24 protein-coding genes and 2 pseudogenes are annotated in these 26,959 nt (G+C 70.5%); 9 read left to right on the top strand and 17 right to left on the bottom strand.

What is annotated here, in order from left to right; genetic code table 11:
- Nucleotides 1-64 precede the first annotated feature (64 nt).
- The 4 genes from ACTT8P_RS31020 to ACTT8P_RS31005 all read right to left on the bottom strand — a co-directional run bounded on the left by ACTT8P_RS31020 (nucleotide 65) and on the right by ACTT8P_RS31005 (nucleotide 8,015).
- Complete coding sequence (locus ACTT8P_RS31020) at nucleotides 65-1,858, bottom strand: ABC transporter substrate-binding protein (protein ID WP_442835104.1); 1,794 nt, start codon at nucleotides 1,856-1,858, stop codon at nucleotides 65-67.
- A gap of 149 nt (nucleotides 1,859-2,007) precedes the next feature.
- Nucleotides 2,008-3,054, bottom strand: a complete 1,047-nt coding sequence (locus ACTT8P_RS31015; RefSeq protein WP_442835103.1) for an ABC transporter permease — start codon at nucleotides 3,052-3,054, stop codon at nucleotides 2,008-2,010.
- A gap of 608 nt (nucleotides 3,055-3,662) precedes the next feature.
- Nucleotides 3,663-5,579, bottom strand: a complete 1,917-nt coding sequence (gene typA, locus ACTT8P_RS31010; RefSeq protein WP_442835102.1) for a translational GTPase TypA — start codon at nucleotides 5,577-5,579, stop codon at nucleotides 3,663-3,665.
- 141 nt (nucleotides 5,580-5,720) lie between these two features.
- On the bottom strand, nucleotides 5,721-8,015 hold the full coding sequence (locus tag ACTT8P_RS31005; RefSeq protein WP_442835101.1) for an ABC transporter family substrate-binding protein: 2,295 nt from the start codon (nucleotides 8,013-8,015) through the stop codon (nucleotides 5,721-5,723).
- A gap of 271 nt (nucleotides 8,016-8,286) precedes the next feature.
- On the opposite strand from ACTT8P_RS31005, the gene ACTT8P_RS31000 reads away from it, so the two are divergent.
- The 4 genes from ACTT8P_RS31000 to ACTT8P_RS30985 are packed head-to-tail and all read left to right on the top strand — an operon-like array spanning nucleotide 8,287 to nucleotide 12,140.
- A complete protein-coding gene (locus tag ACTT8P_RS31000; RefSeq protein ID WP_442835100.1) occupies nucleotides 8,287-8,577 on the top strand; it encodes a hypothetical protein in 291 nt (96 codons plus the stop codon).
- Between the two features lie 25 nt (nucleotides 8,578-8,602).
- Nucleotides 8,603-9,439, top strand: coding sequence for a hypothetical protein (locus tag ACTT8P_RS30995; RefSeq protein WP_442835099.1), 837 nt, complete (start codon nucleotides 8,603-8,605; stop codon nucleotides 9,437-9,439).
- Nucleotides 9,439-11,361, top strand: coding sequence for a fumarate reductase/succinate dehydrogenase flavoprotein subunit (locus ACTT8P_RS30990; protein ID WP_442835098.1), 1,923 nt, complete (start codon nucleotides 9,439-9,441; stop codon nucleotides 11,359-11,361). The genes ACTT8P_RS30995 and ACTT8P_RS30990 overlap by 1 nt, the downstream gene beginning before the upstream one ends.
- A complete protein-coding gene (locus tag ACTT8P_RS30985; protein WP_442835097.1) occupies nucleotides 11,358-12,140 on the top strand; it encodes a succinate dehydrogenase/fumarate reductase iron-sulfur subunit in 783 nt (260 codons plus the stop codon). The genes ACTT8P_RS30990 and ACTT8P_RS30985 overlap by 4 nt, the downstream gene beginning before the upstream one ends.
- Here the strand turns inward: ACTT8P_RS30985 and ACTT8P_RS30980 are convergent.
- The 9 genes from ACTT8P_RS30980 to ACTT8P_RS30940 all read right to left on the bottom strand — a co-directional run bounded on the left by ACTT8P_RS30980 (nucleotide 12,118) and on the right by ACTT8P_RS30940 (nucleotide 21,266).
- A complete protein-coding gene (locus tag ACTT8P_RS30980; protein WP_442835096.1) occupies nucleotides 12,118-13,551 on the bottom strand; it encodes a hypothetical protein in 1,434 nt (477 codons plus the stop codon). The two genes, ACTT8P_RS30985 and ACTT8P_RS30980, sit on opposite strands and share 23 nt — an antisense overlap.
- 90 nt (nucleotides 13,552-13,641) lie before the next feature.
- Nucleotides 13,642-16,314 (bottom strand): SpoIIE family protein phosphatase, encoded by a 2,673-nt coding sequence (locus tag ACTT8P_RS30975; RefSeq protein WP_442835095.1) that lies wholly within the window; start codon nucleotides 16,312-16,314, stop codon nucleotides 13,642-13,644.
- Between the two features lie 238 nt (nucleotides 16,315-16,552).
- On the bottom strand, nucleotides 16,553-16,960 hold the full coding sequence (locus tag ACTT8P_RS30970) for an ATP-binding protein (RefSeq protein ID WP_442835094.1): 408 nt from the start codon (nucleotides 16,958-16,960) through the stop codon (nucleotides 16,553-16,555).
- Nucleotides 16,961-17,109: 149 nt separating this feature from the next.
- Entirely contained in the window at nucleotides 17,110-17,523 is a 414-nt protein-coding gene (locus ACTT8P_RS30965) for a (deoxy)nucleoside triphosphate pyrophosphohydrolase (RefSeq protein WP_442835093.1), read from the bottom strand.
- 44 nt (nucleotides 17,524-17,567) lie between these two features.
- A complete protein-coding gene (locus tag ACTT8P_RS30960; RefSeq protein ID WP_442835092.1) occupies nucleotides 17,568-17,756 on the bottom strand; it encodes an SPOR domain-containing protein in 189 nt (62 codons plus the stop codon).
- Nucleotides 17,757-18,159: 403 nt separating this feature from the next.
- A complete protein-coding gene (locus ACTT8P_RS30955; RefSeq protein ID WP_442835091.1) occupies nucleotides 18,160-18,912 on the bottom strand; it encodes a GntR family transcriptional regulator in 753 nt (250 codons plus the stop codon).
- 159 nt (nucleotides 18,913-19,071) lie between these two features.
- Nucleotides 19,072-20,097: a DUF4190 domain-containing protein gene (locus ACTT8P_RS30950; protein ID WP_442835090.1), complete on the bottom strand. Its 1,026-nt coding sequence runs from the start codon at nucleotides 20,095-20,097 to the stop codon at nucleotides 19,072-19,074.
- A gap of 489 nt (nucleotides 20,098-20,586) precedes the next feature.
- Complete coding sequence (locus ACTT8P_RS30945) at nucleotides 20,587-21,000, bottom strand: DNA-binding protein (RefSeq protein WP_442835089.1); 414 nt, start codon at nucleotides 20,998-21,000, stop codon at nucleotides 20,587-20,589.
- A complete protein-coding gene (locus tag ACTT8P_RS30940; RefSeq protein ID WP_442835088.1) occupies nucleotides 20,982-21,266 on the bottom strand; it encodes a hypothetical protein in 285 nt (94 codons plus the stop codon). The genes ACTT8P_RS30945 and ACTT8P_RS30940 overlap by 19 nt, the downstream gene beginning before the upstream one ends.
- Before the next feature lie 428 nt (nucleotides 21,267-21,694).
- Between ACTT8P_RS30940 and ACTT8P_RS30935 the strand changes: the two genes are divergently transcribed.
- The 4 genes from ACTT8P_RS30935 to ACTT8P_RS30920 all read left to right on the top strand — a co-directional run bounded on the left by ACTT8P_RS30935 (nucleotide 21,695) and on the right by ACTT8P_RS30920 (nucleotide 24,397).
- A complete protein-coding gene (locus ACTT8P_RS30935) occupies nucleotides 21,695-22,237 on the top strand; it encodes an AbiV family abortive infection protein (protein WP_442835087.1) in 543 nt (180 codons plus the stop codon).
- 112 nt (nucleotides 22,238-22,349) lie between these two features.
- Nucleotides 22,350-22,601 (top strand): hypothetical protein, encoded by a 252-nt coding sequence (locus ACTT8P_RS30930; RefSeq protein ID WP_442835086.1) that lies wholly within the window; start codon nucleotides 22,350-22,352, stop codon nucleotides 22,599-22,601.
- A complete protein-coding gene (locus ACTT8P_RS30925) occupies nucleotides 22,598-22,987 on the top strand; it encodes a hypothetical protein (protein WP_442835085.1) in 390 nt (129 codons plus the stop codon). The genes ACTT8P_RS30930 and ACTT8P_RS30925 overlap by 4 nt, the downstream gene beginning before the upstream one ends.
- A 405-nt stretch (nucleotides 22,988-23,392) precedes the next feature.
- Nucleotides 23,393-24,397 carry a hypothetical protein gene (locus tag ACTT8P_RS30920; RefSeq protein WP_442835084.1) on the top strand — a complete coding sequence of 335 codons (1,005 nt, stop codon included), beginning with the start codon at nucleotides 23,393-23,395 and terminating at the stop codon, nucleotides 24,395-24,397.
- 14 nt (nucleotides 24,398-24,411) lie between these two features.
- Here the strand turns inward: ACTT8P_RS30920 and ACTT8P_RS30915 are convergent.
- The 4 genes and pseudogenes from ACTT8P_RS30915 to ychF form a co-directional block, all read right to left on the bottom strand.
- Nucleotides 24,412-24,855 (bottom strand): annotated as a pseudogene (locus tag ACTT8P_RS30915) (recombinase family protein); the annotation flags it as partial.
- 83 nt (nucleotides 24,856-24,938) lie between these two features.
- The gene (locus ACTT8P_RS30910) at nucleotides 24,939-25,103 is read right to left on the bottom strand and encodes a DUF4277 domain-containing protein (RefSeq protein ID WP_442835083.1); all 165 of its coding nucleotides are present in this window, start codon (nucleotides 25,101-25,103) and stop codon (nucleotides 24,939-24,941) included.
- Nucleotides 25,100-25,246: a hypothetical protein gene (locus ACTT8P_RS30905; protein ID WP_442835082.1), complete on the bottom strand. Its 147-nt coding sequence runs from the start codon at nucleotides 25,244-25,246 to the stop codon at nucleotides 25,100-25,102. Before ACTT8P_RS30905 ends, ACTT8P_RS30910 begins: the two co-directional genes overlap by 4 nt.
- 236 nt (nucleotides 25,247-25,482) lie before the next feature.
- The gene (ychF, locus tag ACTT8P_RS30900) at nucleotides 25,483-26,592 is read right to left on the bottom strand and encodes a redox-regulated ATPase YchF (RefSeq protein ID WP_442835081.1); all 1,110 of its coding nucleotides are present in this window, start codon (nucleotides 26,590-26,592) and stop codon (nucleotides 25,483-25,485) included.
- A 173-nt stretch (nucleotides 26,593-26,765) separates the two neighbouring features.
- Between ychF and ACTT8P_RS30895 the strand changes: the two are divergent.
- Nucleotides 26,766-26,959 (top strand): annotated as a pseudogene (locus ACTT8P_RS30895) (DUF6542 domain-containing protein); the annotation flags it as partial.

Below are 26,959 nucleotides of genomic sequence, written 5' to 3'. Positions count from 1 at the left end.
CCCCCCCCCCCCCCCCCCCCCCCCCCCCCCCCCCCCCCCCCCCCCGCGGGTCGACCGCCCCGCGTCAGGACTTCAGGAACAGCCGGTTGACGTCGATGTAGCTGGACTCCGTGCTGTAGCGGGCGCCGCCGATGTTCGAGCCGTAGAGCTGGAACTGCTTCGTGTACCACAGCGGGGCGGACGGGTTGATCTTCTCCAGGATGTAGTGGTGCGCTTCCTTCCAGGTCGCCGCCGCCTCGGTGGGCTCCTGGGTGAGCGCCTTGTTGATCAGATCCTGGACCTTGGGGTCGTCGACGTGCGAGTAGTTCGGCGCGCCGTCGGCGACCTGGTCGCCGTCGTAGACGGGCGTGACGACGGTGCCCGGCGACGGCCAGTCCTGGCCCCAGCCGGTGATGTAGACGTCGTACGGGTTGTCGAGCTTGCCGACCTGCTCGTAGAAGCTGGCCGCGTCGACCTCCTTGGAGACGACCTCGAGGCCGATCTTGCTCAGCGCGTCCTCGATGGCGACCTTGTGCTTCTGGCCCGCCTCGCTGTTGCGGTAGGCGTGCACGATCTTCTTCTCGGCGGCGGGGACGTCCTTGAGGAGTTCCTTGGCCTTCTCGATGTTCCCGGACGGCATCTTCAGTCGGCCGTACGGGTCGTAGTCCGCCTCGTAGCCGGGCAGGGTCGGCGCGAACAGGTTGGGCGCGACGTCGCCGCCGTACGCGCCGCCCTCGCCGGCGATCAGCGACTTGGAGTTGACCGCGTAGGTGATGGCGTCGCGGACCTTCTTGTTCTTGATCCGGTCCAGGTTGAAGCTGAGCACCATGACGTAGGGCTGGTAGCCCTTGATGGTGCGCTTGTTGACGGCCGGGTCGCCGACCACGTCCTGGACCTGGGTGGACTCCACGGCGCCGGTGAGCTGGATGGCGTTCTTGGAGTCGCCCTGGTCGGCGATGAGCCGCTTGGTCTGGGTGGACTCGGTGACGCCGAAGTCGAAGTCGTAGCCGTCGACGTACTGGTGGCGCACGGAGTCGGTCTTCGGGTCCCAGTTCTCGTTCTTGACCAGCTTGAGGGACTTGCCGACCTTGTACTCCGCGATCTTGTACGGGCCGGTGGAGACGGGCGCCTTGTCGTACTTCTCCTTGGTGTCGGTCTCCTCCGGCACCACGGTGTAGCCCGGCATGGCCAGGGTCTGCGGCAGGTCGGGCCGGGCGGTGTCGAAGTGGAAGACGATCGTCTTGTCGTCCGGGGTGTCCAGGACCGAGGCCGGCAGGTGCTTGCTCCCGTAGCCGCCGTCGGGCAGCGCCTTGCGGTAGTCGGCGCCGCTCAGCCAGGTCTGGAGGTAGGTCGGGCCGTCGAAGATGAACTTCGCGTACTGGCGCTCGACGGTGTGGCGTATGTCGGCGGACGTGATCGGGTTGCCGTTCTGGTCCTTGACGCCGTCCTTCAGCGTGAACGTCCAGGTCTTGCCGCCGTCGGAGGACGTCCCGGAGTCGGTGGCGAGGTCGCCGACGACCGAGACGTTGCCCTTGCCGTCCTCCTCGAAGTTGGTCAGGCCGCGAAAGAGCAGGTTGGCGACCTGGCCGGCGTCGGAGACGTAGATCTGGCCCGGGTCCAGATGGGTCAGGCCCTGCTCCTGGTAGACCTGGATGGTGCCGCCGCTCTTGGCGCCGGTCACCTCCGCGGCCGGACCGGTGGAGGCGGCGGCGTCCCCGTAGGTGACCGGCTTGGACTGGGCCGCGGCCTCCTTCTGGTCCTCCTTGGAGTCCTTGCCGGAGTCGCCGCCCTTGTTCTCCGAGCATCCCGTGAGGACCAGTGATCCGGCCGCCAGCGCGACCAGCGCGGCCCGCGCGCTGCGAGAGTTGAGCGTGTTCATGTGGTGACGCACCTGCCTGTCGGGTTGGTAATCCATATCCACTGACCACTGCTGTGCACTGCCTGGCGCGGCCGGCCAGCCGGCGAAAGGGCGGCAGTCCCCCCACCCATGGCCCCCTCGGCCATGGACCCCTCGGCCATGGACCCCTCCTACCGTCCTGACTTGGGATCGAGCGCGTCCCGTACGGCGTCTCCGAGGAGGTTGAAGCACAGGACGAAGACCACGAGCGCCACCCCGGGGAAGAACATGAACGCCGGGTCCTGCTCGGCGACCTTGGCCCCGGTGGCGAACATCCGCCCCCAGTCCGGGGTCGGCTCGACGAAGCCGACGCCGGCGAAGGAGAGGAAGGCGATGGTGAGGATGGTGCTGGGCAGCTGGTAGGTGAACTGCACCAGGATCGGGGAGACGACGTTCGGCAGGATCTCCTTGCGGACGATCCGCCAGGGCGAGGCCCCGGCCACCTTGGCCGCCTCGACGAACTCCCGCTCGCGCAACGACAGCACCGTGGACCGCACCAGGCGGGCCATCGCCATCCAGCCCAGCAGCCACAGCACGATGAGGATCGCCAACGCCCGGAAGTAGGTGGGGGTCTCGTCCCGGGGGTCGACGAAGAACGCGGTCACCACCGGCATGAAGGCGATGAAGAACAGCTGCTGCGGGAAGGAGAGGAAGAAGTCGGTGACCCGGCCGATGAAGTAGTCGGTCCGGCCGCCGAAGTAGCCGCCGATCAGCCCGAGTACGACACCCGTCGTCATCAGCAGGGTGCTCACGCCCAGCGCCATGAACAGCGAGGTGCGCATGCCGTAGAGCAGCATGGTGAACACGTCCCGGCCGAACTGCGGCTCGACGCCGAACCAGTGCTCCCCGGAGACCCCGCCCAGGTAGCCGAGCGGCAGCCCGAAGTCGTCGAGCACCGGGTTCTGGGCGACGTACTCGGGGTCCTGCCCGTACAGGGTGTACGGGTCCTTGCCGTAGAGCGCGGCGATCACCGGGGCCAGCGCGGCGACCACGAAGTAGGCGAGCACCACCCAGGCGCAGACGACACCGGTCCGGTCGCGCTTGAAGCGCAGCCACATCAGCCGGCCCGGGGAGCGGCCCTCCAGCCGCTCGGGCCCCGGTTTCCCGGCCGGCTCCGGCGTGCCGTCGACGACGGCCGGCGTTCCGCCGCCACCCTCGGTCTCGATAGGACTTGTCACAGTTCGCCCATTTCACAGGTGTGGGTGTGCCGGACCGCCGACCGGCATGACCGATGCCTGGTCGCGGTACGGCGCGTGAAGAAGCGTCAGGTCAGAAACGCGCAGCCGGACGCGCGTAGCCGCGCGACCGGACGCCGCCGGCGGCGCATGACTGTGACTGTGACCGTGTGACCCGCCTGGTGCTCGTGGCACCGGCACCGCGCAAGACCTCGCGCATGGGGCTCCTCCTCATGACTCCACGTGTTCACCGACAGGAGGGGGCACACGTCCTGCTTCCGACACCCCTGACGGAAGTTCAGACGCCCCCTGGTGCTCGTGAGTCGGCGCTGTCCCCACAGCGCGAACCCATTGACCCGAGCGCTACGCGGCTAACTATCTGCCATGACCAGAAGGACCGACCACCGTCTTTAAATCTCAATTCAGTCACAGCTCACGCCTAGATCTTCCAAAATCTGGACAAACTGTTCGGGACGAGAAGGCCGCGAAACGGACGTGTTACATAGCTATCGGGCGTCGCTCTCCGCATGTCGAACATCGGGGTCGGAAAAGGGAGTTGCAAAAAGCCCGGACACCCCCTGCGGGGTGCCCGGGCTCCGGTTCGGGACGGGTCAGCCGTGCTTGGCGCGGCTCGCGGCGCGGGCGCGCTCGCGGGCGTCCAGGTTCACCTTGCGGATGCGAACCGCCTCCGGGGTGACCTCCACGCACTCGTCGTCGCGGCAGAACTCCAGCGACTGTTCCAGCGACAGCTTGCGCGGCGGGACGATCGCCTCGAACGAGTCGGCCGAGGACGACCGCATGTTGGTGAGCTTCTTCTCCTTGGTGATGTTGACGTCCATGTCGTCGGCGCGGGAGTTCTCGCCGACGATCATGCCCTCGTACACCTCGGTGCCGGGGTCGGTGAAGAGCACGCCGCGCTCCTGGAGGTTCGTCATCGCGAACGCGGTGACGGCGCCGGAGCGGTCGGCGACCAGCGAGCCGTTGTTCCGCGTGGTGAGCGTGCCGAACCAGGGCTCGTGGCCCTCGTGGATGGAGTGCGCGATGCCGGTGCCGCGGGTCTGGGTGAGGAACTCCGTCCGGAATCCGATCAGACCGCGGGAGGGGACCACGAACTCCATGCGGACCCAGCCCGAGCCGTGGTTGGACATGTTGTCCATGCGGCCCTTGCGGACGCCCATCAGCTGGGTGACCGCGCCCATGTGCTCCTCGGGCACGTCGATCGTCATGCGCTCGACGGGCTCGTACGTCTTGCCGTCGACCTGCTTGGTGACGACCTGCGGCTTGCCGATGGTCAGCTCGAAGCCCTCGCGGCGCATCTGCTCGACCAGGATGGCCAGCGCCAGCTCACCGCGGCCCTGCACCTCCCAGGCGTCGGGGCGCTCGGTGTCCAGGACCCGGAGCGAGACGTTGCCGATCAGCTCGCGGTCGAGGCGGTCCTTGACCTGGCGGGCGGTGACCTTACGGTCCTTGACGACCGCCTTGTTGTCGGCGCCCTTGCCGGTGGCGCCGCGGCCGACCAGCGGGGAGGTGTTGGTGCCGATGGTCATGGAGATGGCGGGCTCGTCGACCGTGATCAGCGGCAGCGGGACCGGGTTCTCCGGGTCGGCCAGGGTCTCGCCGATCATGATCTCCGGGATGCCGGCGACCGCGCAGATGTCACCGGGGCCGGCCTTCTCGGCGGGCTTGCGGGTGAGCGCCTCGGTCATCATCAGCTCGGAGATCCGCACGTTCTGCGTGGACCCGTCGCGCTTGAGCCAGGCGACCGTCTGACCCTTCTTCAGCTCGCCGTTGTGCACGCGCAGCAGCGCGATGCGGCCGAGGAAGTTGTCGGCGTCCAGGTTGGTGACGTGGGCCTGGAGCGGCGCGTCCTCCTCGTAGGTGGGCGCCGGGATGTGCTGGAGGATGGTGGAGAAGAACGGCTCCAGGCTGTCGGAGTCGGTGGGGACCGTGCCGTCCTCCGGCTTGGTCAGCGAGGCGACGCCGTCCCGGCCGCAGGCGTAGACGATCGGGAACTCGATCTGCTCCTCGTCGGCGTCCAGGTCGAGGAAGAGGTCGTAGGTCTCGTTGACCACCTCGTCGATACGGGCGTCGGGGCGGTCCGTCTTGTTGATGCAGAGGATGATCGGCAGCCGCTGGGCGAGCGCCTTGCGCAGCACGAAGCGGGTCTGCGGCAGCGGGCCCTCGGAGGCGTCCACCAGCAGCACCACGCCGTCCACCATCGACAGACCGCGCTCGACCTCGCCGCCGAAGTCGGCGTGGCCCGGGGTGTCGATGATGTTGATGGTGATGACGTCGCTGCCATCCTTCGGGTGGTACTTCACGGCCGTGTTCTTGGCCAGGATCGTGATGCCCTTCTCACGCTCCAGGTCGTTCGAGTCCATCATGCGGTCGTCGACGCCTTCGAGCTGGTGCGCGGCGAAGGCGCCGGCCTGCTTGAGCATGCCGTCGACGATGGTGGTCTTGCCGTGGTCGACGTGGGCGACGATGGCGACGTTGCGGATGTCGTGACGCGTTGCGGACACAGCCATGGTGCGGCGTACTCCCGGAGTGGTGAGGACGGCCAGGTCACTGTGCGCTGGCCTTCGCCGGGCTGGTGACGCCTCGGCCTTTTCCCTTCCATGGTACGGGGCGGGCGGCAGTGGCCTTGTTCGACCCTGTGGGGACGGCGGTCACGAGGAGGGGCTTGCCGTCCGCTGGCCGCCCTGCGCGCCCTTCTTCAGGAAGCCCATGTCCTCGTAGACCGGGGTGCCGAAGCCGAAGGCGCCCGCGTTGGCGAGGTCCTTGCGGGCCGCGGTGAGCTGCGGGCGCTGGTAGAGGGGGAGCGAGCCGGCCGTCGCCCAGATCCGGGAGTCGGCCTTGCGGATCAGGGCGCGGGCCTCCTTCTCGTCCAGGGTGCCGATCGCCTGATCGAACAGTTGATCGACATGGTCGGTGCCGACCCGGGTGTAGTTCTGCTCCACGTTGAGCGAGCCGTCGGCGGCCGGGACCGGCTTGGCGTAGATGGGGCGGGCGTCGGTGGCCGGGAACGCGGTGCCGGGCCAGGAGTACAGGGCGAGGTCGTAGTTCCCGTTCGCGATGTGGTCGCGGAAGTAGCTCTCGTCGGAGACCTTGGTGATGTCGGTACGGACGCCGATCCGGTCCAGCATGGCGCTGATCCGGTCGGCGACCGTGCGCAGCGTGCCGGAGCCGGGGCCGGAGGGGAGCACGAAGCGCAGGGTGAGCGGCTTGCCGTTCCTGGCCAGCGGGGCCGCCGCCGCGCCGGCCGGGGCGGCGGTGCCCTTGGGGGCGTAGGCGCCGGGGGCGCTGCCGTTGGCCTTGTTCTTCTCGCCGTCGTTCTTCTCGCCGTCGTTCTTCTCGCCGTCGTTCTTCTCGCCGTCGGCCCGGCTTTCCCCGCTGTGGCCGTCCTCGCCCTTGCCGTCCTCCCCCACGATGTACGTGCCGTCGTCGCCGCCCGGGGAGTCGCTCTCGGTACTCCCGTCGCCGTCCGCGGCACTCTCCTCGGCGCCGGCCGCCTCCTCGCCGTCCCGCTGCTTCCCCGTCCGCTTCTCCACCGGCCCGCCCGGCACCCACCCCGCGTCCGCGAGCAGCGCCCGCGCCTCCTTGACGTCCGGTTCGCCGAGCGCGCCGCTGCCGTCGGCGTAGGCGTCCTGCCCGGCCAGCGCGAGGTGGCTGCCGAGCGGCTCGGCGGGCAGGCCCAGCGGCTTCAGGACCGCCTTGGCCAGTTCCTCGCGGTCGACGGCGCGGGCCACGGCCCGGCGCACCCGTTCGTCGGCGAGCGGGCCGTCGGCGCCGTTGAGGGCGAGCTGGGTGTAGGCGGGCTCCAGCGACTTGCGGACCTCGAAGCCGCGCAGGGCGGCCCGCCGCCGCTCGGCCTTGGCCAGCGCCTTGCGCCGTTTCTCGCGGGCCAGCGTCTCCTCGTACGCGGCGTCCTCGTCGGAGCCGTTGGCGACCGCCCAGGAGCGCAGCGCGTCGGCGGCGGACCGGCCCTGGGCGCTTTCCGGCCCGGCGAGGGGTGCCGTGCCCGGTGCGGCGGTGCCGTCGAGCGGGTCGCCGGTGCCGTCGAGCGGGTCGCCGGTGCCGGGCGGGGCGCCGGCCCGGCCGACCTCGCGGGCGGTCTCCGGGTCGATCTCGGCGAGGTCGAGGGTGCCGGCGGTGAGCGCCTTGACCCGCTTGCCGCGGGGCACCGAGCGCAGCACGATCCCCGACAGCTTGGCCGGCTCGCCCCACCAGCGCGGATTGCGGGTGAGCACCACCTCGTCGGCCTCGCGGTCCACCTTCTGGAGGGCGAACGGGCCGGCGGTGACCTTCAGCTTGCGCCGCGCCCCGTCGTTGAAGGCGTCCGGGGTGCCCATCACGTCCCGCGGGTACAGCGGCGTGAACAGCGACCGCCAGTCCGCGTAGGGGCGTTTGAAGGTGACCTTGACCTCCAGGTCGTTCTTGCCCCGCTGGATCTTCTCGATGCGGTCGTAGCCGGCGTTGCGGGCCGTCCAGTAGGCGGTGTCCTTGCCGGACAGGGCGCGCCACTGGGCGGCGAAGTCGGCGGCGCCGATCTCCCGGCCGTCGCTCCAGACCGCCTGCTGGTTGAGCTTGTAGAGGACGACCTGCTTGGGCTCGGTGCCGACCACCTCGGCGGATTCCAGGTAGTCGGGGTTGCGGACGGGGCGGCCGGTGGCGTCGAGCCGGAACATCGAGGGCAGCACGGCCTGGGCGACCCGGGTGGTGGTGGCGTCGGCGTCGGACTGGAAGACGTTCAGCGTGTCCGGTACGGAGTCGGCGGCCCAGCGCAGGGTGCCGCCGTCGGCGATCCGGGCCCGGGCCGCGGTGGCGGTGTCCGGGGCGGCGAGCGGCTCGCCGGCGGGCTCGTCGGAGCTGCACCCGGTGAGCACGGGGACCGCGAGCGCGCCCGCGGTGAGGAAGGCGACCGAGCGCGCGAGGGCGCGTGGTCCGACGCCGACGTGGGACATCTCTCTACCTCCGGAAAGCCGCGGGCGTTACGTTCCCTTATGGCGGTATATGGAGTTGATCATTTGTATTCAGACGTCTGCGGCCACTGAAGAGGAATCGGTTCGGCAACGCAGTGCGACACGTCGGCCACGGCCCGCAAGCTCACTCGTGCGGGGGAACGCGCGCGCCGGGGCACGCCCGCGCGCCCCGGCCAATCCCCGCACATCCCTTCACAGCGACAGGTGTGACGCGCGACACTCTCAGGCGCACCGACGGAAGTGAGGTCACGTCATGTCCGTGCACGACGAACTGACCACGATCCAGCGCTGCCTCGACGAGCTGTCCCGCGCCCTGAGCCGGCTGGAGCGGCAGACCGGCCGCGACGGCCTGGAAGTCCGGCGGGTCCGTACCGACGCCGGCCATCTGCGGGAGAGCGTCGCCCTGCTGCGCGCCGCCGCGACCGCGCCGGACGCGCCGAAACGCCCGGACCTGGTCACCATCTCCGACGCCCCGTACGACCTCTCCCTGTGGACGGACTCGGACGACGAGGGCCTCGGCGCCCGCGACCGACGCGCTCCCTGAACCCGCACCCGACCGGAGTCGACTAGTGGCCACTGGTACGGAACCCCCGCCCACCGACGCCCATCCCCCGGGCGGCGGCGTCCACACCCCGACGCGCGCCGCCATCAGCGCCCCGCACCTGCGCACCGACCGCTGGTGGCTGGCCCCCGCCGGCACCGCCGCCGGACTGCTCGCGTTCATCGTGTACTCGACCTGGCGGGCGTTGGCCGACGCCGACTACTACGCGGCCCCCTACGTCTCGCCGTTCTACTCCCCCTGCCTCGCCGAGCGCTGCGCGCCGATGCGCTCCGGCCCCAACTGGGAGCTGCTCGGCGGCTGGTGGGGCATCTCCCCGGCGATCATCATCCTGATCTTCCCGCTCGGCTTCCGCCTGACCTGCTACTACTACCGCAAGGCGTACTACCGCGGCTTCTGGGCCTCGCCGCCGGCCTGCGCGGTGGCCGAGCCGCACAAGAAGTACACCGGCGAGTCCCGCTTCCCGCTGGTCCTGCAGAACCTGCACCGCTACTTCTTCTACGCGGCCGTCCTGGTGGCCTGCGTCCTCACCTACGACACGGTGCTCGCCTTCCGCGACGAGCACTACGCGTGGGGTCATGCGGGCCTGGGCACCCTGGTCTTCCTGCTCAACATCGTGCTGATCTGGGCGTACACCCTCTCCTGCCACTCCTGTCGGCACATCGTCGGCGGCAAGCTCAAGCACTTCTCCAAGCATCCCGTGCGCTACCGGATGTGGCGGTGGGTGGGAAAGCTCAACGCCCGGCACACGCAGCTCGCCTGGGCCTCCCTGGTGAGCGTGGCGCTCGCCGACTTCTACGTGTATCTGGTCGCGTCCGGCGCTTTCGATGATCCGAGGTTGTTCTGATGTCCGTGGTGGACCGGCAGGAGTGGGACGTCGTCGTGGTCGGCGCGGGCGGCGCCGGGCTGCGGGCCGCGATCGAGGCGCGCGAGCGGGGCGCCCGTACGGCGGTGATCTGCAAGTCGCTGTTCGGCAAGGCGCACACCGTGATGGCCGAGGGCGGCATCGCGGCGGCGATGGGCAACGCCAACGAGCGCGACGACTGGCAGACGCACTTCCGGGACACCCTGCGCGGCGGCAAGTTCCTCAACCAGTGGCGGATGGCCGAACTGCACGCCAAGGAGGCCCCGGACCGGGTCTGGGAACTGGAGACCTGGGGCGCCCTGTTCGACCGTACGAAGGACGGCCGGATCTCGCAGCGCAACTTCGGCGGCCACGAGTACCCGCGCCTGGCCCACGTCGGCGACCGCACCGGCCTGGAGCTGATCCGCACCCTCCAGCAGAAGATCGTCGCCCTCCAGCAGCAGGACCACCGCGAGACCGGCGACTACGAGTCCCGGCTGAAGGTCTTCCAGGAGTGCACGGTGACGCGCGTCCTGAAGGACGGCTCACGTGTGTCGGGCGTCTTCGCCTACGAGCGCGAGACCGGCCGCTTCTTCGTCCTGGAGGCCCCCGCCGTGGTCATCGCCACCGGCGGCATCGGCAAGTCGTTCAAGGTCACGTCGAACTCGTGGGAGTACACCGGGGACGGCCACGCCCTCGCCCTGCTCGCGGGCGCGCCGCTGCTGAACATGGAGTTCGTGCAGTTCCACCCGACCGGCATGGTCTGGCCGCCGTCGGTCAAGGGCATCCTGGTCACCGAGTCGGTGCGCGGCGACGGCGGGGTGCTCCGCAACTCCGACGGAAAACGCTTCATGTTCGACTACGTCCCGGACGTCTTCAAGGAGAAGTACGCCGAGTCCGAGGCCGAGGCCGACCGCTGGTACGACGACCCGGAGCGCAACCGGCGGCCCCCCGAACTGCTGCCGCGCGACGAGGTGGCCCGCGCCATCAACGCCGAGGTCAAGGCCGGCCGCGGCTCCCCGCACGGCGGGGTCTTCCTGGACGTGTCGACCCGGATGCCCGCCGAGGTCGTCAAACGGCGGCTGCCGTCGATGTACCACCAGTTCAAGGAGCTGGCCGACGTCGACATCACCGCCGAGGCGATGGAGGTCGGGCCCACCTGCCACTACGTGATGGGCGGCATCGCCGTCGACTCCGACACCGCCGCCGCGCGCGGCGTACCGGGGCTGTACGCGGCCGGTGAGGTGGCCGGCGGGATGCACGGCTCCAACCGGCTCGGCGGCAACTCGCTCTCCGACCTGCTGGTGTTCGGCCGCCGGGCGGGGTGGCACGCGGCCCAGTACGCCGTGGGCCGGCAGCGGCCGCAGGTGGCCGAGGCGGACATCGGCGCGGCCGCCGCCGAGGCACTGCGGCCGTTCTCGGCGGAGAGCCCCGACGCCGCCGCGCCGGAGAACCCGTACACCCTGCACCAGGAACTCCAGCAGACGATGAACGACCTGGTCGGCATCATCCGCCGGGAGGCGGAGGTGGCGCAGGCCCTGACGAGACTGGCCGAGCTGCGGGTACGGGCCCGGCGGGCCGGCGTGGAGGGGCACCGGCAGTTCAATCCGGGCTGGCACCTCGCCCTGGACCTGCGCAACATGCTGCTGGTCAGCGAGTGCGTGGCGCGGGCCGCGCTGGAGCGCACCGAGTCGCGCGGCGGCCACACCCGTGAGGACCACGCCGCGATGGACCGCCGCTGGCGCAATGTCAACCTGCTGTGCCGGCTGACCGACCCGACCGACGGCCTGGCGGCCACCGACCCGGTGCGCGGCCAGATCGCCCTGGACCGGGAGACCACCGAACCCGTCCGCCCCGACCTGCTGGCCCTGTTCGAGAAGGAAGAGCTGGCCAAGTACCTCGCCGATGAGGAGCTGTACCGATGAGCGGCAACGACGGCTACGCGGCCCGGTTCCGGGTGTGGCGGGGCGACACCGGGGGCGGCGCCCTGGCGGACTTCACCGTCGAGGTGAACGAGGGCGAGGTGGTCCTCGACATCATCCACCGTCTCCAGGCCACCCAGGCCCCCGATCTCGCCGTGCGCTGGAACTGCAAGGCCGGCAAGTGCGGTTCCTGCTCCGCCGAGGTCAACGGGCGGCCCCGGCTGCTGTGCATGACCCGGATGTCGGTCTTCACCCAGGACGAGACGATCACCGTCACGCCGCTGCGCGCCTTCCCGGTGGTCCGGGACCTGGTGACGGACGTCGGCTTCAACTACGCCAAGGCCCGGGAGGTCCCGGCGTTCGTGCCGCCGCGGGGGGTCGGTCCCGGCGAGTACCGGATGACGCAGGAGGACGTGGACCGGCCGCAGGAGTTCCGCAAGTGCATCGAGTGCTTCCTGTGCCAGGACACCTGCCATGTGGTCCGCGACCACGAGGAGAACAAGCCGGCCTTCGCGGGCCCCCGGTTCCTGATGCGGGTCGCCGAACTCGACATGCACCCGCTGGACGCGGCCGAGGCGAGCGGCCTGGACCGCAAGAAGACCGCCCAGGACGAGCACGGCCTCGGCTACTGCAACATCACCAAGTGCTGTACGGAGGTCTGCCCGGAGGGCATCAAGATCACTGACAACGCGCTGATCCCGTTGAAGGAACGGGCCGTGGACCGCAAGTACGACCCGCTGGTCTGGCTCGGTTCGCGGATCAGGCGGCGCCGGGAGAACTGACCCAGTCCGTCCGGTAGGCCCGCCAGTCCGCCTCGGTCGCGGCGAAGTCGACGTACAGGGCGACGCCGAAGTTCTTCCGGTCCGCGTCGGTGCGGGACAGGCCGAGGCGGACGCCGCGCACGGCGGCGGGGACGGTCTCGGCGTGGCCCCAGTGGGAGGGGTCGCTCTCGTAGTAGAAGGGCAGGCCCATCAGCAGGTCGGTGCCGGGCGGGGTGACTTCCAGGGCCAGCGCGGTCTGCTGGGCGACGTAACCGCCGTAGGTGCTCCGCAGCGGCTGCGCGGTGTCGTACGACATGACGGCGATCTGGCCGACCCGGCGGGCGACCTGGCCGAAGTACTCCTGCGACCACCACTTGGGGTGGCCGGTGAGGACGCCGGCGACGGTGTGCAGGGCCGGCAGCGGGTCGATCTGGTGGGCGGCGACGGACAGGACCGCGCCGCGCTCGTCGGTCACCTCGCGGACCTGGTCGAGGAGGGCGAGGTAGTCGGCGTCGCCGGAGTGCGCGGGTTCCAGGTCGAAGTGGACGCCGTCGAAGCCCTCGGCGAGGATCTGCCGGGCGGAGCGGACGACGGCGGCCCGGGTCCCGGCGTCGTCGAGCCGCATGCCGTCCGGGGTCTCGGTGGCCAGGACGTCGCCGAGCCAGGCGTGTACGCGGATGCCGGGCAGCTCGTCGTGCACGGCCTCGACCAGCCGGCGGGCCTTCGGGTACAGGGTGCTCGGCAGGGTGCCGTCGTGTTCCAGCGGGCCGGTGTGGACGTAGAGGTCGCGGACGCCGGTGCCGGCCAGCCGCCGGCCGAGGGCGGCGAGGTCGGCGTCCGTCTTGCGCCCGTCGACCCAGGCGTGCCCGAGCCAGAGGGCGTCCTTGTGCCGGCTGTACGTGCCGTCCGCCGGGTCGCCGGCGTAGTTGAGGCGCAGGGCGGCCTGCGTGGCGAGGACGGGGACGAGGAGGACCAGGGCGAGCACCAGGGCGGTACGGCGCAGCCGGCGGGGCCAGGCCCGCCGGGGGGCGCGGGGGGCTTCCGGGCCGCCTTCCCCGGGGCCGGCCGGGTCTGCCGGTCCGGCCGGGTCCACCGGGTCCACCGGGCCCACGGGGTCCACCAGTCCGGCCAGGTCCACCGGGCCCACCGGGCCCACGGGGTCCACCAGTCCGGCCAGGTCCACCGGGCCCACGGGGTCCACCAGTCCGGCCGGGCCCACGGGGTCCACCGGTCCGGCCAGGTCCACCGGGTCCACCGAGCCCACGGGGTCCACCGGTCCGGCCGGGTCCACCGGGTCCACCGGGCCCGCCGCCGGCCGGGCGGTCGCGGCCCGCGTCGGTCTCGGCTCGGGTATGCCGCCGTCGCCGCCGTCGCCACCGTCACCGTCGTCGCCGGGCGCCGAGGTGTTCGGCTGCTCCGTCGGGTGTGCCATGCCGTACCCCCTCGTCCCGCCCCGGTGGCAGGTGTCACCGGCGAGGACGGCGGAGACGAGGGTGCCGGTTGCGATCTTCGGGGGGCCTGCTCAGAACAGGCTGAGCAGTGCCTCCGCCGGGTCGGGCAGGCCGGTGTCGCCGCCCGGCAGCGGGAGTTCGAACCACACCGTCTTGCCGCGCGGCGTACGCCGTGACCCCCACGCGGCGCTGAGCAGGCCGACCAGTTGCAGGCCCCGGCCGCCCTCGTCGGTGTCGCGGGCGCGGCGGCGGCGCGGCTGCACCAGGCCGGAGTCCCAGACCTCGCAGACCAGTGAGCGGTCGAGCAGCAGGCGCAGCCTGATCTCGCCCTCGCCGTACCTCAGAGCGTTGGTGACCAGCTCGCTGACCAGGAGTTCGGTGGTGTCGACGAGGGGTTCCAGGTCCCAGCCGGTGAGCTGGGTGCGGGCGTACTCCCGGGCCCGGCCCACGCTGCGCGGTTCGCGCGGCAGCGTCCAGTCGCCGACCGACTCGGCGGGCAGCCCCTGCACCCGGGCCATGAGCAGCGCGATGTCGTCCTCGCCGTGGTGCGAGTCGAGGGTGTTGAGGACGTGGTCGCAGACGTCCTCCAGGTTGCGGTGGGTGGCTGCGCGCGGCGCGCCGGCCGACGGGCGGGCCGGGTCGGTCAGCGCGCCCACGAACGCCTGGAGCCCCTCGTCCAGCGGATGGTCGCGGCTCTCGACCAGGCCGTCGGTGTAGAGCGCGAGCAGGGCGCCCTCGGGGAGTTCGACCTCCACCTCCTCGAAGGGCTCGCCGCCGACGCCGAGCGGCAGTCCGGGCGGCACGTCCAGCATCAGGGCGGGCTCGCCGGGTTCGACCAGGACCGGCGGCAGGTGGCCGGCGTTGGCGAAGGTGCAGCGCCGGGTCACCGAGTCGTAGACGGCGTAGACGCAGGTGGCGAGGTACACCTCGGAGAGGTCGGCCTCGCGGGGGCGGCGGGCGGCCCGGGTGGCCTGCTGGACGCCGCCGGCGAACGCCTGCGAGGGGCCGCCGGGGGCGCCGAGGCCGCGGGCGATCTCGTCCAGCTGGGAGAGCACCTCGGCCGGTTCCAGGTCGAGCTGAGCCAGCGTCCGTACCGCGGTGCGCAGTTCGCCCATCGCGACGGCGGCCCGCAGGCCGCGCCCCATCACGTCGCCGACGACCAGCGCGGTGCGGTGGCCGGGCAGTTCGATGACGTCGAACCAGTCGCCGCCGACCTCGCTGGGCCGGCCGGTGGCCGCGTTGCCGGGCAGGTAGCGGCAGGCGATGTCCAGGCCGGACGCCTCCGGGTCGCCGGGCGGCAGCAGGGAGCGCTGGAGGATCAGCGCCCGTTCGTGCTCGCGCCGGTAGAGCCGGGCGTTGTCGATACAGACGGCGGCGCGGGCGGCCAGCTCCACGGCGAGCCCCCGGTCGCGGTCGCCGAACGGCTCGCTGCCCTTGGTGCGGGCGAACTGCGCGAGGCCCACCACCGTGTCGTGGGCGACCATCGGCACGGCCAGCGTGGACTGCACCAGGCCGCCCTCCTCGGCCGGGACGGTGCGCGGCCGGCCGGTGCGCAGGGCGTCCGCGTGCGGCGAGGTGAAGGGGTAGTGGTGCACGGCGCCGACCTGGACCTTCTGCCCGGTGCCGAGGAAGGGCACGTCGGCGACGGCGCTGGAGTAGGCGACGCGGCGCAGTTCGGCGCTGCCGTCGGCGAGGCCGGGCGGGGTCTCGTCGCCGGTCAGCAGACCCTGGTAGAGGTCGACGGTGGCCAGGTCGCAGAAGCCGGGCACGACCACGTCGAGGAGTTCGCGGGCGGTGGTCTCCAGGTCGAGGGAGGTACCTATGCGGGCGCCCGCGTCGTTGAGCAGGGCGAGATTGCGCCGGGCGGCGGCGGCCTCGCGGGCGGCGGCGCGGCGGGCGGTGATGTCCGTGCCGAGCCAGGCGACCCCGATGGGGCGGCCCGAACCGCTGTGCACCCGGTACATGTTGACGGACCAGTGGCGGCGCTCGTCGGAGCCGGGCACATAGCCCGTGACATGCATGTCGGTGATGGAGTCACCGGTCTCCAGCACCCGGCGCAGGGTGGCGGCGACCCGGTCGCCCTCGCCGCGCGGCAGATAGTCGTGGATGCCCCGGCCGCGGTGGTCGTCGGGGGCGCCGCCGAAGACGGAGGCGAACCGCTGGTTGACGCGGCGCACCTTCAGATCGGGGTCGATCAGCAGGAACCCGAACGGAGATTGACCGAAAATGGACTGCGAGGCGGCGAGGTCGGTCTCGATGCTGCGCAGGGTGCGGACGTCCACGACGATGCAGACGGCGGCCTTCTCGCCGTCCCGGGTCCGGGTCGGCATCACGTAGACCTCGGCGAGGCCGCGCTTGCCGCACTCCCCGTCCTCGCTGTGCGGGATGCGGAAGGGGACGACTCCGGTCCACTCCCGCCCGTCGAGTATCTCGGCCATCTTGCGCTGGCCGCGCTCGCGCAGCTCGGGATCGATGAAGACGTCGATGGGGTCGACGCCGAGGGCCCGGTCTCCGGGGATGCCGAACAGCTGCTCGGCGCGCAGGCTCCACTGGTCCACCAGCCCGTCCGGCCCGATGGAGAAGGAGGCGACCTTGATGTAGTCGTAGATGGAGCCGGGCGGACTGCTCTGCCACATGGTGTCCGCGGGCAGGGCTTCGCCCCGCCCGGCGGGCCCGCGTCCCGTGGGCAGCGCGCCGCCCGGCGCGTCCTCGGACCCCGTGGCCCTCGCTGGTATCTCGCTCACGCGAACCGTCCCCTCCAGCTCACCGCGTCCGGCACCGGTCACCGGGGGCGGCTGTCCGCAGTATCCAGCACTACGGCGCCGCACAACACGGTGTTCACGATCACAGCACGGTCCCTGTGCTTTCCGGACCGGACCGTGACAACACTTCCAGTCTTCTAACCAGCGGACACGCCATCGAATCACGTACTTCGGCAACGGTCCGGGTCACGGATGCACCGGTACGGAGCGTGACGGGCGCTCACCCGGCCGGGGCGAGTTCGAACCACACCGTCTTGCCGTCCGCGGCCGGCCGCGCGCCCCAGCGCCGGGCGGCGGTGGCGACCAGCTGGAGACCCCGGCCGCTCTCGTCCTCGGGGCACACCGGCCGCTCCCGGGGCAGGTCGGGGAGCGAGTCGGAGACCTCCACCCGCAGCACCCCGTCCGGTCCGGCCGGCGGCACCAGGCGGACTCCGACGGGGCCGGTGGCGTGCCGGAGGGCGTTGGTGACCAGCTCGCTGACGAGCAGGACGGCGGTGTCGCCGACGCCGTCCAGGCCCCAGTCGCGCAACCGGCCGCGCACCACGGAGCGGGCGGCGCGCACGGCGCCCGGTTCCGCCGGGAACAGCCACTCGGCGCGCTCGCCCTCGGTGTCGATCACGCCGCTCACTCCCCGGCCGCCGGAACCCGCCCCCCACACATGTCCACTTTCATGGGATTAATGGGGTCTTAGTGGGGTGATACCCGATTAGCGAGGTCCGGTACCGTCCGGCCCGGCGCACGGTGGCACAGGGGGCGTACGGCGAGGCGCACCCCGGCTCACGCCACCCCGGCGGCCCGGGAGAGGTGCGCGAGCGTCCGGCGGACGGCCGGCACGTCCTGGTCCAGCCAGGGCACGTCCCAGATCTCGGCCGGGGTCAGCCAGCGCAGTGCGTCGTGGTCCTGGAGCGGCTCGGGGGCGGCGGAGCCGGGCAGCAGGTGCGCGGTCCACACCTGGAGGACGTACGGGGGCTTCAGGGGCCACTGCCCCGGCACCCGGTCGCCGGTACGGGCGTCCACCCCGAGTTCCTCGCGCAGTTCGCGCACGAGCGCGGCCTCGGGCGTCTCGCCCTCCTCCACCTTGCCGCCGGGGAGTTCCCACCGGCCGGCCAGTTCGGCCGGCGCGCTGCGCCGCGCGGCGAGCAGTCGCCCGCCGTCGATCAGGGCGGCCCCGACCACGATCCGTTCCGTCATGCGCCGGAGCCTACGGGAGGGGACGGGCCCGCCGGACACGCCGGTCAGTCGGCCGCGGTGCCGTTCGGTCCGAGCTGCTCGACCCAGTACAGCTGCTTGCTGCCGCGGCCGCCGAGGCTGTCCGCGATCTTCTGGGCCTCGGCCCGGGTCGCGTACCTGCCCACCCGGTAGCGATGGCCGTTGTCGTCCTGCCGGACGACGAGCCAGGGCAGAGTGGCCGTGCCGTCATTCATCGCGCCCCTCCCCAGGAAACCGCAGTCCGCATATGCCCGACCTTACGCCCAACCTTCACGCACCGAATACGGCTTTTTACGAAGAGGTAGGCAACCGGCCAGCACCCGGGGGCGCACGCCACCGAACGCGCCCCGCTGGTGCGTCGGCGTACCGGATCAAGGCGGTGGCCGGGCCCGTCCGGGCCACCTGCGAGAACGGCCGGATCACTCGGTCGGCGACGGGCGCGGCCGGCCGCACGCACCCGCCGCGGGGCGCATGGGAGGGGCGCGAGCGGCGCGGGAGGCGTGCGCCATCTCACACCGGATGCCTCGACACCGTGCATCCGGCCCGGGGTCCGCCCGGCCGGGTCCGCCGCGCGGGTCTACTGCATGGGCGGTGGGCCTACTTCACCGGGAGGCGGGTCTACTTCACCGGCAGGTGGTACGCCACCCGGAACCGGTCCGCCGGGATCACCACCTCGGCCATCTCGACCGCGAGGCCGGAGGCGAAGAAGGTGCGGTGCACGACCAGGACGACATGGCCGGGGACGCCGCCCAGCGCGAGCAGCTCCTCCGCGAGGCCGGGGCGGGCGCCGACCTCCTCGGTCACGTTGTCCACGACGACGTCGATGGCGGCCATCCGCTCGACGACGCCCATCCCGCCGAGCGGGCCCTCCTCGGGCAGCATCACGGGCGTACGGCCGGTGACGGCGAGCGGCTCCCAGGAGGTGGAGAGCATGACCGCCTCGCCGGCCTCGCGGAAGACGTACTTCGTGCACATCACACGCTCGCCGGGCTTGATGCCGAGCCGCTCGGCGACGGCGGCGCCGGCCTCCGCCTGTTCGCTGCTCGACTCCCAGGTGCCGCGCGCCTCGGCGTCGGCCTGCTCCTGCCGGAACGGCGTGGCCCCGCCCGCCGGCCGGTAACCGGAGCGGGCGATGCGCCGGGGCACCGGCAGCTCGCGCACATACGTCCCCGAACCCGACCGGCCCTCGACCAGGCCCTCGGCCATGAGCACCTTGCGGGCCTCCAGCGCGACGGTGTCCGAGACGCCGTACTCCTCGCGGATGCGGGCCTGGGAGGGCAGGCGGGTGTGGGGCGGCAGCAGGCCGTCGGCGATCTTCTTGCGCAGATCCCCCGCGACACGCAGGTACGCCGGCTGCTCACCGAATGTCACTGGCCGCTCTCCCATCAGGTTGTACAGACAGCAACAGCGTGGCAACCGTAGGTTGTGCCAGGCAAGCAAAGGCCAGGGAATCACTCGATGTGATGACATGCGGCGGCAACGGGTTTTACCCAGCGCCTTTCCCGGAGCGGGCCTTCGACGGCCCGGCCCTCACACCTCGAAGCCGGGGTCGCCCCCGCCCTCCCCCGCGTCCTCCTCCTGGTAGACGGGCGGCGTGCTGGCCAGCCCCAGAGCCTTGCGCACGGCGACCGAACCGGCGGGAGCGATCAGGTCGTACCCGGCGTCGTAGTGCTCGTAGAACGTGTCCGCGTCGGACGCCTTCGCGGCGGCGGCCCACTCCTCGCGCGCCGCGTCCAGGTCCTCGGCCAGCCCGGCGACCGGCCGCTCGACGTCGGACGGCCAGCTGTGCCCGTGCAGGGACTCGACCTGCCCGGCGAGCGCGCCCGCCACCTCGCCGGCCCACTCCCGGTGCGCCGGCAGGTCGTCCTCGATGTACGCGGTCGCGGGCTCGGCCGCCAGCGCCTCGTCGAGGGGTGCGGCCGCCTTCAGGAACGCGAACTGGTGGTCGTCGAGCGTCGTCCGGTCGTTGCGCAGCGACCCGGTCAGCACGTCCCCCTCCTCGGCGCCGCCGAACAGACAGGTGACCTCGCGGTCGCCCGCGCGCCAGCTCTGCCGGGTCGGCGTGAGGTAGTAGACGTCGACGTTCGCGGGCACCGCCCAGGCGTCCATGGCGTACCCGGCGCGCAGCGCGTAGCACTGGTCGTCGGCCGCGGCGGTGATCGAGTCGTCGCCGGGGAAGGACCCGTCGTCCAGATCGAAGACGGCGAACACCTCACCGTCGTGCGCACCCGCGCACGGCACCTCGTCGATGTCGTACGTCACGCCCTCCAGCGCCCCGTCCGGGGTGTCGAAACACTGGCCGGCGTCCAGGTCGTACGCGGTCCCCTCCCCGCTCGCCGCGCCCTTGAAGCCCTCCCAGACGACGCCCGCGCCGCCCGTGGCCAGCAGCACCGCCCACAGCGCCAGCCCCACCGAGGACAGCACGGCCCCGGCCACCGCGAACCCCTTGCCCCGCTCCCCGCTCCGCCTGATCTGACTGAGCGCGATCAGCCCCAGCACCAGCCCGACAGCCGGCACGAAACAGAGGAGCCCGAGGACGAGGGCGGAAATGGCCACCCCGTTGACGGGCGCCGGCCGAGGCACCCCGTAGGGCTGACCCCAGACCGGACGGGGCGGCGGCGGTATGGACACGAAACCGTGCTCCTGACTCGGACGGCGAACAAGCCGTACGACTTCCGTACGGCTGGGCGCATCGTAAGCACCGAACGGCATAGACGCGGAGTCGTTTCCCCTGGCTGAACGTGCGAACCGCGACGCCGCCCCCGCAGCTAACGGTCCGGCTCGTCCACGTGCGACACCGGCCCGCCGGAACACGGGCCCCGTCACCTATGCAGAGTCGGATCACCGACGCACTGTCGCGAGTATCCGCGCGAACGGCCGCAGGCAAGGCCCTCCTCTCACCGGAGGCCGCCCATCTGCGAGATCGCCGAAGCACTCATCGTCATCACCTACGAGAATGGCCTGGTACGGCTTGAATGACAGTGCGCCAGACGTCTGAGGCAAGATCGGCCCAAGAGCCCCCTGGACCACTCCCGACCGCAGAAATCAGACCGCCACGAGCCGGACCCGATCGCCGCAGAGCTTGACCATGTCGTCGATATCGGAGGTCAACATGACTACGGGGCGGTGCTGTCGCAGCGCGGCCTCGGCGACCGTTGCATCGATCGCGTACTTATGCCCGTGCAAACCAGCATCCATCAGCAGCTTCGAAGCCGCCCTCGCCTCCTCGTCGCCCACCGGTACCACACGCAGTCCGGAGAGCACCCAGTTCAGACGGGACTTGTGCGTACGAGCGCGAACGGCCTCGATGATGGTGAGCGCACTGATCGCGACCTCCATACCGCGCGAGCGCGCCTCGGCGACCAGGGCCACCACCCGCTCGTCATCGGCGAGCATCTTCGAGAGACCTTCGCTGTCGAGGACCAGCGTCCCCTCGTGACTCAGCTTGCGGCAGGCCACTCGCCCCCCTCGGCGAACACCTCATCGAAGGCCTGCCGCGCCCGCTGACGAGCCTGTTCGGAGACCGGCCCCTTGCGGCTCTCGTAGTCCGCCAAATACTCGTCGAGGACCTGCCCTCGCAGCTCACGCTCGACCGCCTCAGCGATAAACGCGGAGAACTCCCGCTTGCCCACCCGCGCCCGGATCGCCTCCGCGGTCCCCTCCGGCAGCGACAAGCTCACCCGTGTCGCCGGCCCTTCCCCGATGCTGTACGTCGTCTCACCCATAGCTCCGAGTGTGTCAAACGAGTAGGAAAAGCGCCACGGCCTGGATCCGCGCGAAGCCCCGGAGCCGTGAAGAAGGCGTGCAGATGGAACCACTCCCGCTCGCCCCTCTTCCGTAACGGCCATGAGCGACCCTCACATCGGCTCGTAAACGAGTGTTCTCGCAGGTCAGACCGCCGATCAATCAAAGGTTGAACCGGAACTCGCGACTCCTGCCGATTGCATCATCTTGATGCGTGACTGACCAGAGCTGCACTGCGGGAGAATCGCGCTGTGGAGATAGATCCGAACCCAGCGCGCACTTTCTGGAAGGCGCTCATGGACAACGCATCCGGGCTGATCGCGGACGCCCACGCCCTGCTCTGACGGGGAACGTTCGGCCGGGCCCGCTCGCTCACGGTCCTCGCACAGGAGGAGCTGGGCAAGGCGCTTTGATCTACGACTGCTTCGAGCAGGCCTGGAGCACCGGATCCAAGGATGCGCGGGAGGTGCCGCGGCTGGCGTCGGACGGTCGCCGCCACGCGGTGAAGTACATGGAGTCCTTCGTCTTCGGCCAGGAGCTCGCCGCGTTCTGGGGCGACTACGGGGCGATCGAGCACCCGGAGGACGAGTCGCAAGACGGCTGGAATGCCTTCCTCGCTCAGAAGAAAAGCGAAGCGGAGACCGCCGGCCAGCGCGCCAACGAGGAGAAGATGGCCGGATTCTACGTCGACCTCGACGAGTCCGGCGACACAGTCCACTCCCCCGCCGACATCTCGGCGGGGTCCATCGACGCGGATCTGCAGACCGCGGCGCGGGTCATCGAGATGCTCCTCATCAAGGATCACAGCAGGATGAAGCTCGAGGCACAGACGCCGTACGACAGCACTCACGAGCAGCAGCACCGGCTGCTGCCCATTTCCCACCCCGAGGACTGGAGCGAGGCGTCGGAGAAGTTCAGGCGGGGCGACTACTTCAAGGGCACAGAGACCTGAGCGGCACCGAACGCACGCCGGCGGACGTCCCCCTCGACCTCTGACCGAGGAGGCGCAAGCAGCTACCTCAGCCACCTCCTCGGGCGGGTATACCCGATGTATTCTGTCAGGCATGGCACACACAACGATCAAGGTCGAGAGCAGCATCCGGGACCGGCTGGCGATCCTGGCCGCCGAGAAGGACACCACGATCGCGGGGCTCGTCGGCGAATTCGCCACCCACACCCTCACGCAGAGCGAGCGGGACGAGCAGGTCGCGAAGACCCTCGAAGTCCTGCACGCGCTCTCCGGCTACGCCCCGGATCACGAGCAGGACCGCGCAGCGGACGATGAGCTCACGCGTCGGCTCGGCAGCGCCGCGTGAACCCTGTCGCCCCTGTCGATGTAGTCCTCGACGACAGCGCGCTGCTCGCTCTGGGCTCAGGCAACGTCCTAGCCTCCCGCCTTCTGTACCAGGCCGCCGAGACCGGGGTCTGGCGCGTCCACGTCGCGCTGGCCGCACTCGCCGAAGCGGACCGGGTACGCACCGGACTCGTCGGCCACCTCGGCATGCTCGACCAGGTGGTTTTTCATCCGCTCGATCTCGCCGCCGTCATGGCCGCCTCGGGCCACGAGCGGTCTCTGGGCTGGTGCCACACCCACCATGTGGCCATGCCCGGCCCCGAGCGCCTGGATGGGGCGCGCGTCGCCACCGTCCAGCCCAAGGCCTGGGACGGGGCCGACGTCCGGGTGCTCGACCTCTCTCCCTGAGCGATCCGCCCAGGGGGTAGTTGACATCTGTTTTGTGATTCGCGAATCATGAATCATGGTTCATAGCGCGCCCGAACGGTTGCGTGAGGTCTCGGCGAAGCTCTTCGGTAATCGTTATCGAGCCGAGGTGCTGCTGGCACTGGCGATGTCGGATTCCCGAGGGGTCTGTCTGGGTGGCCGGGACCACAGCGAGTCCCGGCCAACCTCAGCTGCTTACTTGGCTTTGTGCGCGATGACAGCGGCGATGATCGAGCCGCCGGCGATGATGATGCCGGAGATGATCTCCATGGCCTTGTGCACCTCCTTCCCGTCTCAGCCGGTTGGTGTGTCCAGTCGACGACGAGAGGGGAGTGCTCCGGAGGTTTCGCCGGTTTTCTGCCTCCGCGAGTCTTCTAGGCTCGGGGTATGGGAGCGAAGACGTACCCGCACGAACTTCGTCCGGTGCGTGAGCTGTTGAATCGACATGGCTTTGGACCGCTGCATTACGGCGATGACCGGCTGCGGCGAGACCGGAACGATCTACTCATTCCTCTGCCTGGCCAGAACGGGGTGTCGGTGGAGGACGCCTTCCTAGCCGCGTGGGTCAGCGCAAAGGTCCGCTCGGAGGGAAGGGGGCACTTGTGCCCGGCGATCGCCTGGAACCTGCTCGCGCTGAACCCGGAGCCGAAGGCAACCGCCCGCCTGCGCAAGGAATTGGCGACTGGGGTGGACGAGGTCACGCAGCGGGGGCTGTCGCTGTCCAAGGCTCGCATGAAGACATGGGAGGACAGCGCCGAGTACTCCCGGGAAAAGCGCAGAGTCTTCCGGGCCGAGCTGACGAAGCTGGTCAGGCGCCTGGAGCCCGGTCCAGCGCGCGAGCGGATGCTGAAGGACGTTGCCGAACTGTTCCCGGAACCTGCGCCGGTGCGCCGGTCTCCGGCATCGGCATACCGCACTGTAGGCAGGGTTCTGGACGCTGCGTGGGGTCGACCGTTGTCGAGCAACGACGTTGCGGCGCTGACGGAGGCGACGGCCGGATTCGATGATGCAGCTGGCGCCCTGCGCGACTTCATCCTGGAGCAGGAAGGTGTGACTGATGAGGTCGCGGCAGCAGCGGTCGCGAAACTGACGGACTCACAGGCAGTACGGCGGCTGGTTCAGGAGACGCCTGATGATCAGCTGCGGGAGACGGCACTGAGAGTCTGCTCGCTACAAGGGACCGGCGTCACCTCATGGGAACACAACGGACAGGCGTGCAAGCGGGCGTGCGAGAACGTGGCATGGCTGCTGTGCTGTGTACTGGATCCGGCGTTGCGGAAGCTGTGGGAGGTATACAACGCCGGGCCGACGGCTCTCGTGCAACGAATGTTGGAACTATGGGGAAAGGCCAGCCAGAGCAGCGCAAGCACCACCGACCCAGCCCACCTGTAGTCACGCTGCTGCCACTATTCCGCCAGGTAGCGGTGCAGAGAAGTCTTCGAGATCCCGGTCTTGGCGCTGATTTCCCCGTAGCTGGCGCCGTGGCCCTGGAGTAGGCGCGCGTACTCGATCTTGTAGGCGGGGTGGGCGACGGGGCGGCCCATGCGGCGGCCGGCGGCTTCGGCCACGGCGCGGACGTGGGCGGCGCGTTCGGCGGTGAAGGTGCGTTCCATCTCGGCGAACAAGGCCAGCAGGAGGAAGGCGATGCGGCCCATGCCCTCGTCGGTGGTGTTGATCGGGAGCGGGTCGGCGAGGGAGCCTACGCCGATGTTCTTCTCGTTGAGGTCGTTGACGAGGTTGAGGACTTCGCGCAGGTTCCTTCCGAGCCGGTCGAGGGTGTGGACCACGATCGTGTCGCCGGGCCGGGCGTAGGCGAACAGGTCGATCAGGCCGGGGCGCTCGACGGTGGCGCCGCTCTTCTTGTGGGGCTGCCAAAACGTCTTACAGTCCCTGAGTACGTGATCACCCCGCTACTTTGCGGCTCGTGTCTGGGCTAGGATTTCGCACACGCGTCCAGGGCACGCGCGAGGCGGTCGTCGTTGAGCAGGTCGGCCTCGATACCGAAGACCTCCTCCACCGCCCACTGTCGCCCCCAGTCCCCGACGCGGAACAGGGGCGCGGGAGCGGTCAGCCGGTTCGCCACCAGCACCTCGATCACCCGGCCGTCGTCAGGTCCGCCCGCGGATCAGGTGGACACAGACCGGCGACGATCCCCGCGACGTCCAGCCGGCGCAGAAACTCGGCAGCGACAGGCAGAGCGCCCAGACGCTTGGTCACCGCGGACTCGATCACGACCTCCATGCGAGGGCATTCCGTCCGTGGCCGCGAGGACCGGGACGTCATCGACACACCCGGACCGACGCGGCCACACCGGCAAGACCGTCAAACCATCTGATTCAGCAACCCGCGGGTACGGGCCCAGTGACCCGCCACCCCAGCGTGCGCACAGGCGTTTCGGCAGGTCAACCCACATTTCCGCACCCTAGACAGCACCCTCAACTGTGGAGCTCAAGTCGTAGAGGGCACTGATTCGGCGGCTACTTCTTGCCGCTCCCAGACGTTCCTCCGTGCCGGAACTCCACCACGTCCCCGTCCCGCATCACATAGTCCTTGCCCTCCATGCGGGCCTTGCCCTTCGCGCGGGCCTCCGCGACCGAGCCCGTCTCCACCAGGTCGTCGAAGGAGATGACCTCCGCCTTGATGAAGCCCTTCTGGAAGTCGGTGTGGATGACTCCGGCGGCCTCGGGGGCGGTGGCGCCCTTCTTGATGGTCCAGGCGCGGGATTCCTTGGGGCCGGCCGTCAGGTAGGTCTGGAGGCCGAGGGTGTCGAAGCCGACGTGGGCGAGGGTGGCCAGGCCGGGTTCGGTGGCGCCGACCGACTCCAGCAGTTCCATCGCGTCGGCCTCGTCCAGCTCGGCGAGGTCCGCCTCCAGCTTGGCGTTGAGGAAGATCGCCTCGGCGGGGGCGACCAGGGCGCGCTGCTCGTTCTTGAAGTCCTCGTCGGTCAGCTCGTCCTCGTCGACGTTGAAGACGTAGAGGAAGGGCTTGGTGGTGAGGAGGTGCAGGTCGTGGAGGAGCTCGGCGCGCTCGCTGCCCTGGAGGATGCCGTGGGCGAAGAGGGTGTCGCCCTTTTCGAGGATTTCCTTCGCTTCCTCGACGGCCTTGACCTTGGGTCCGATGTCCTTCTTGATCCGGGACTCCTTCTGGAGCCGCGGCAGGACCTTCTCGATGGTCTGGAGGTCGGCGAGGATCAGCTCGGTGTTGATCGTCTCGATGTCGTCCTTGGGCGAGACCTTGCCGTCCACGTGGACCACGTTCTCGTCGGCGAAGGCGCGGATGACCTGGCAGATCGCGTCGGACTCGCGGATGTTCGCCAGGAACTTGTTGCCCAGGCCCTCGCCCTCACTGGCGCCGCGCACGATGCCCGCGATGTCGACGAAGTCGACGGTGGCCGGCAGGACCTTCTCCGAGGAGAAGATCTCGGCCAGCTTCGTCAGGCGCGGGTCGGGGACGCCCACGACGCCGACGTTGGGCTCGATCGTGGCGAACGGGTAGTTGGCCGCCAGCACGTCGTTCTTGGTCAGGGCGTTGAACAGGGTCGACTTGCCGACATTCGGCAGACCGACGATTCCGATCGTGAGCGACACGTTGCGACTTCCCGTACGTGAGGATGCGGAGGGAGCGGGGCCCGGCACGGGCCGATCCACCAGTCTACGGGGTGTGCGGTACGGATCACGCGGGCAGTCGAACGGATGGCCGGGGCCGGTCTCCGGCGTGTCCGAGAGCCGATTCTGCACATTAACCGACCTAAGTTGGACCAGTGGAGCAACACAGGACGCGACCAGCGCAGTACGGACCGCGAGGCGGCCGGCCGCCGCTGCCCCCGCAGGGCCGGGGCCCGGACGCCGCCGGGGGGCCGGCCCGCCCCTGGCGGGCGCCGGGACCGGGGACGCAGCGCTCCGGCGCGGGCGCCGCGCGGCGGCCGGCGGCGGTGCGGCCGGCCGGGCCGAAGGC

The organism is Streptomyces sp. JW3 (assembly GCF_052216785.1).
Taxonomy (GTDB): domain Bacteria; phylum Actinomycetota; class Actinomycetes; order Streptomycetales; family Streptomycetaceae; genus Streptomyces.
Note: the sequence above shows the minus strand (reverse complement) of the source record. Positions and strands in the feature narration are given on the sequence as shown.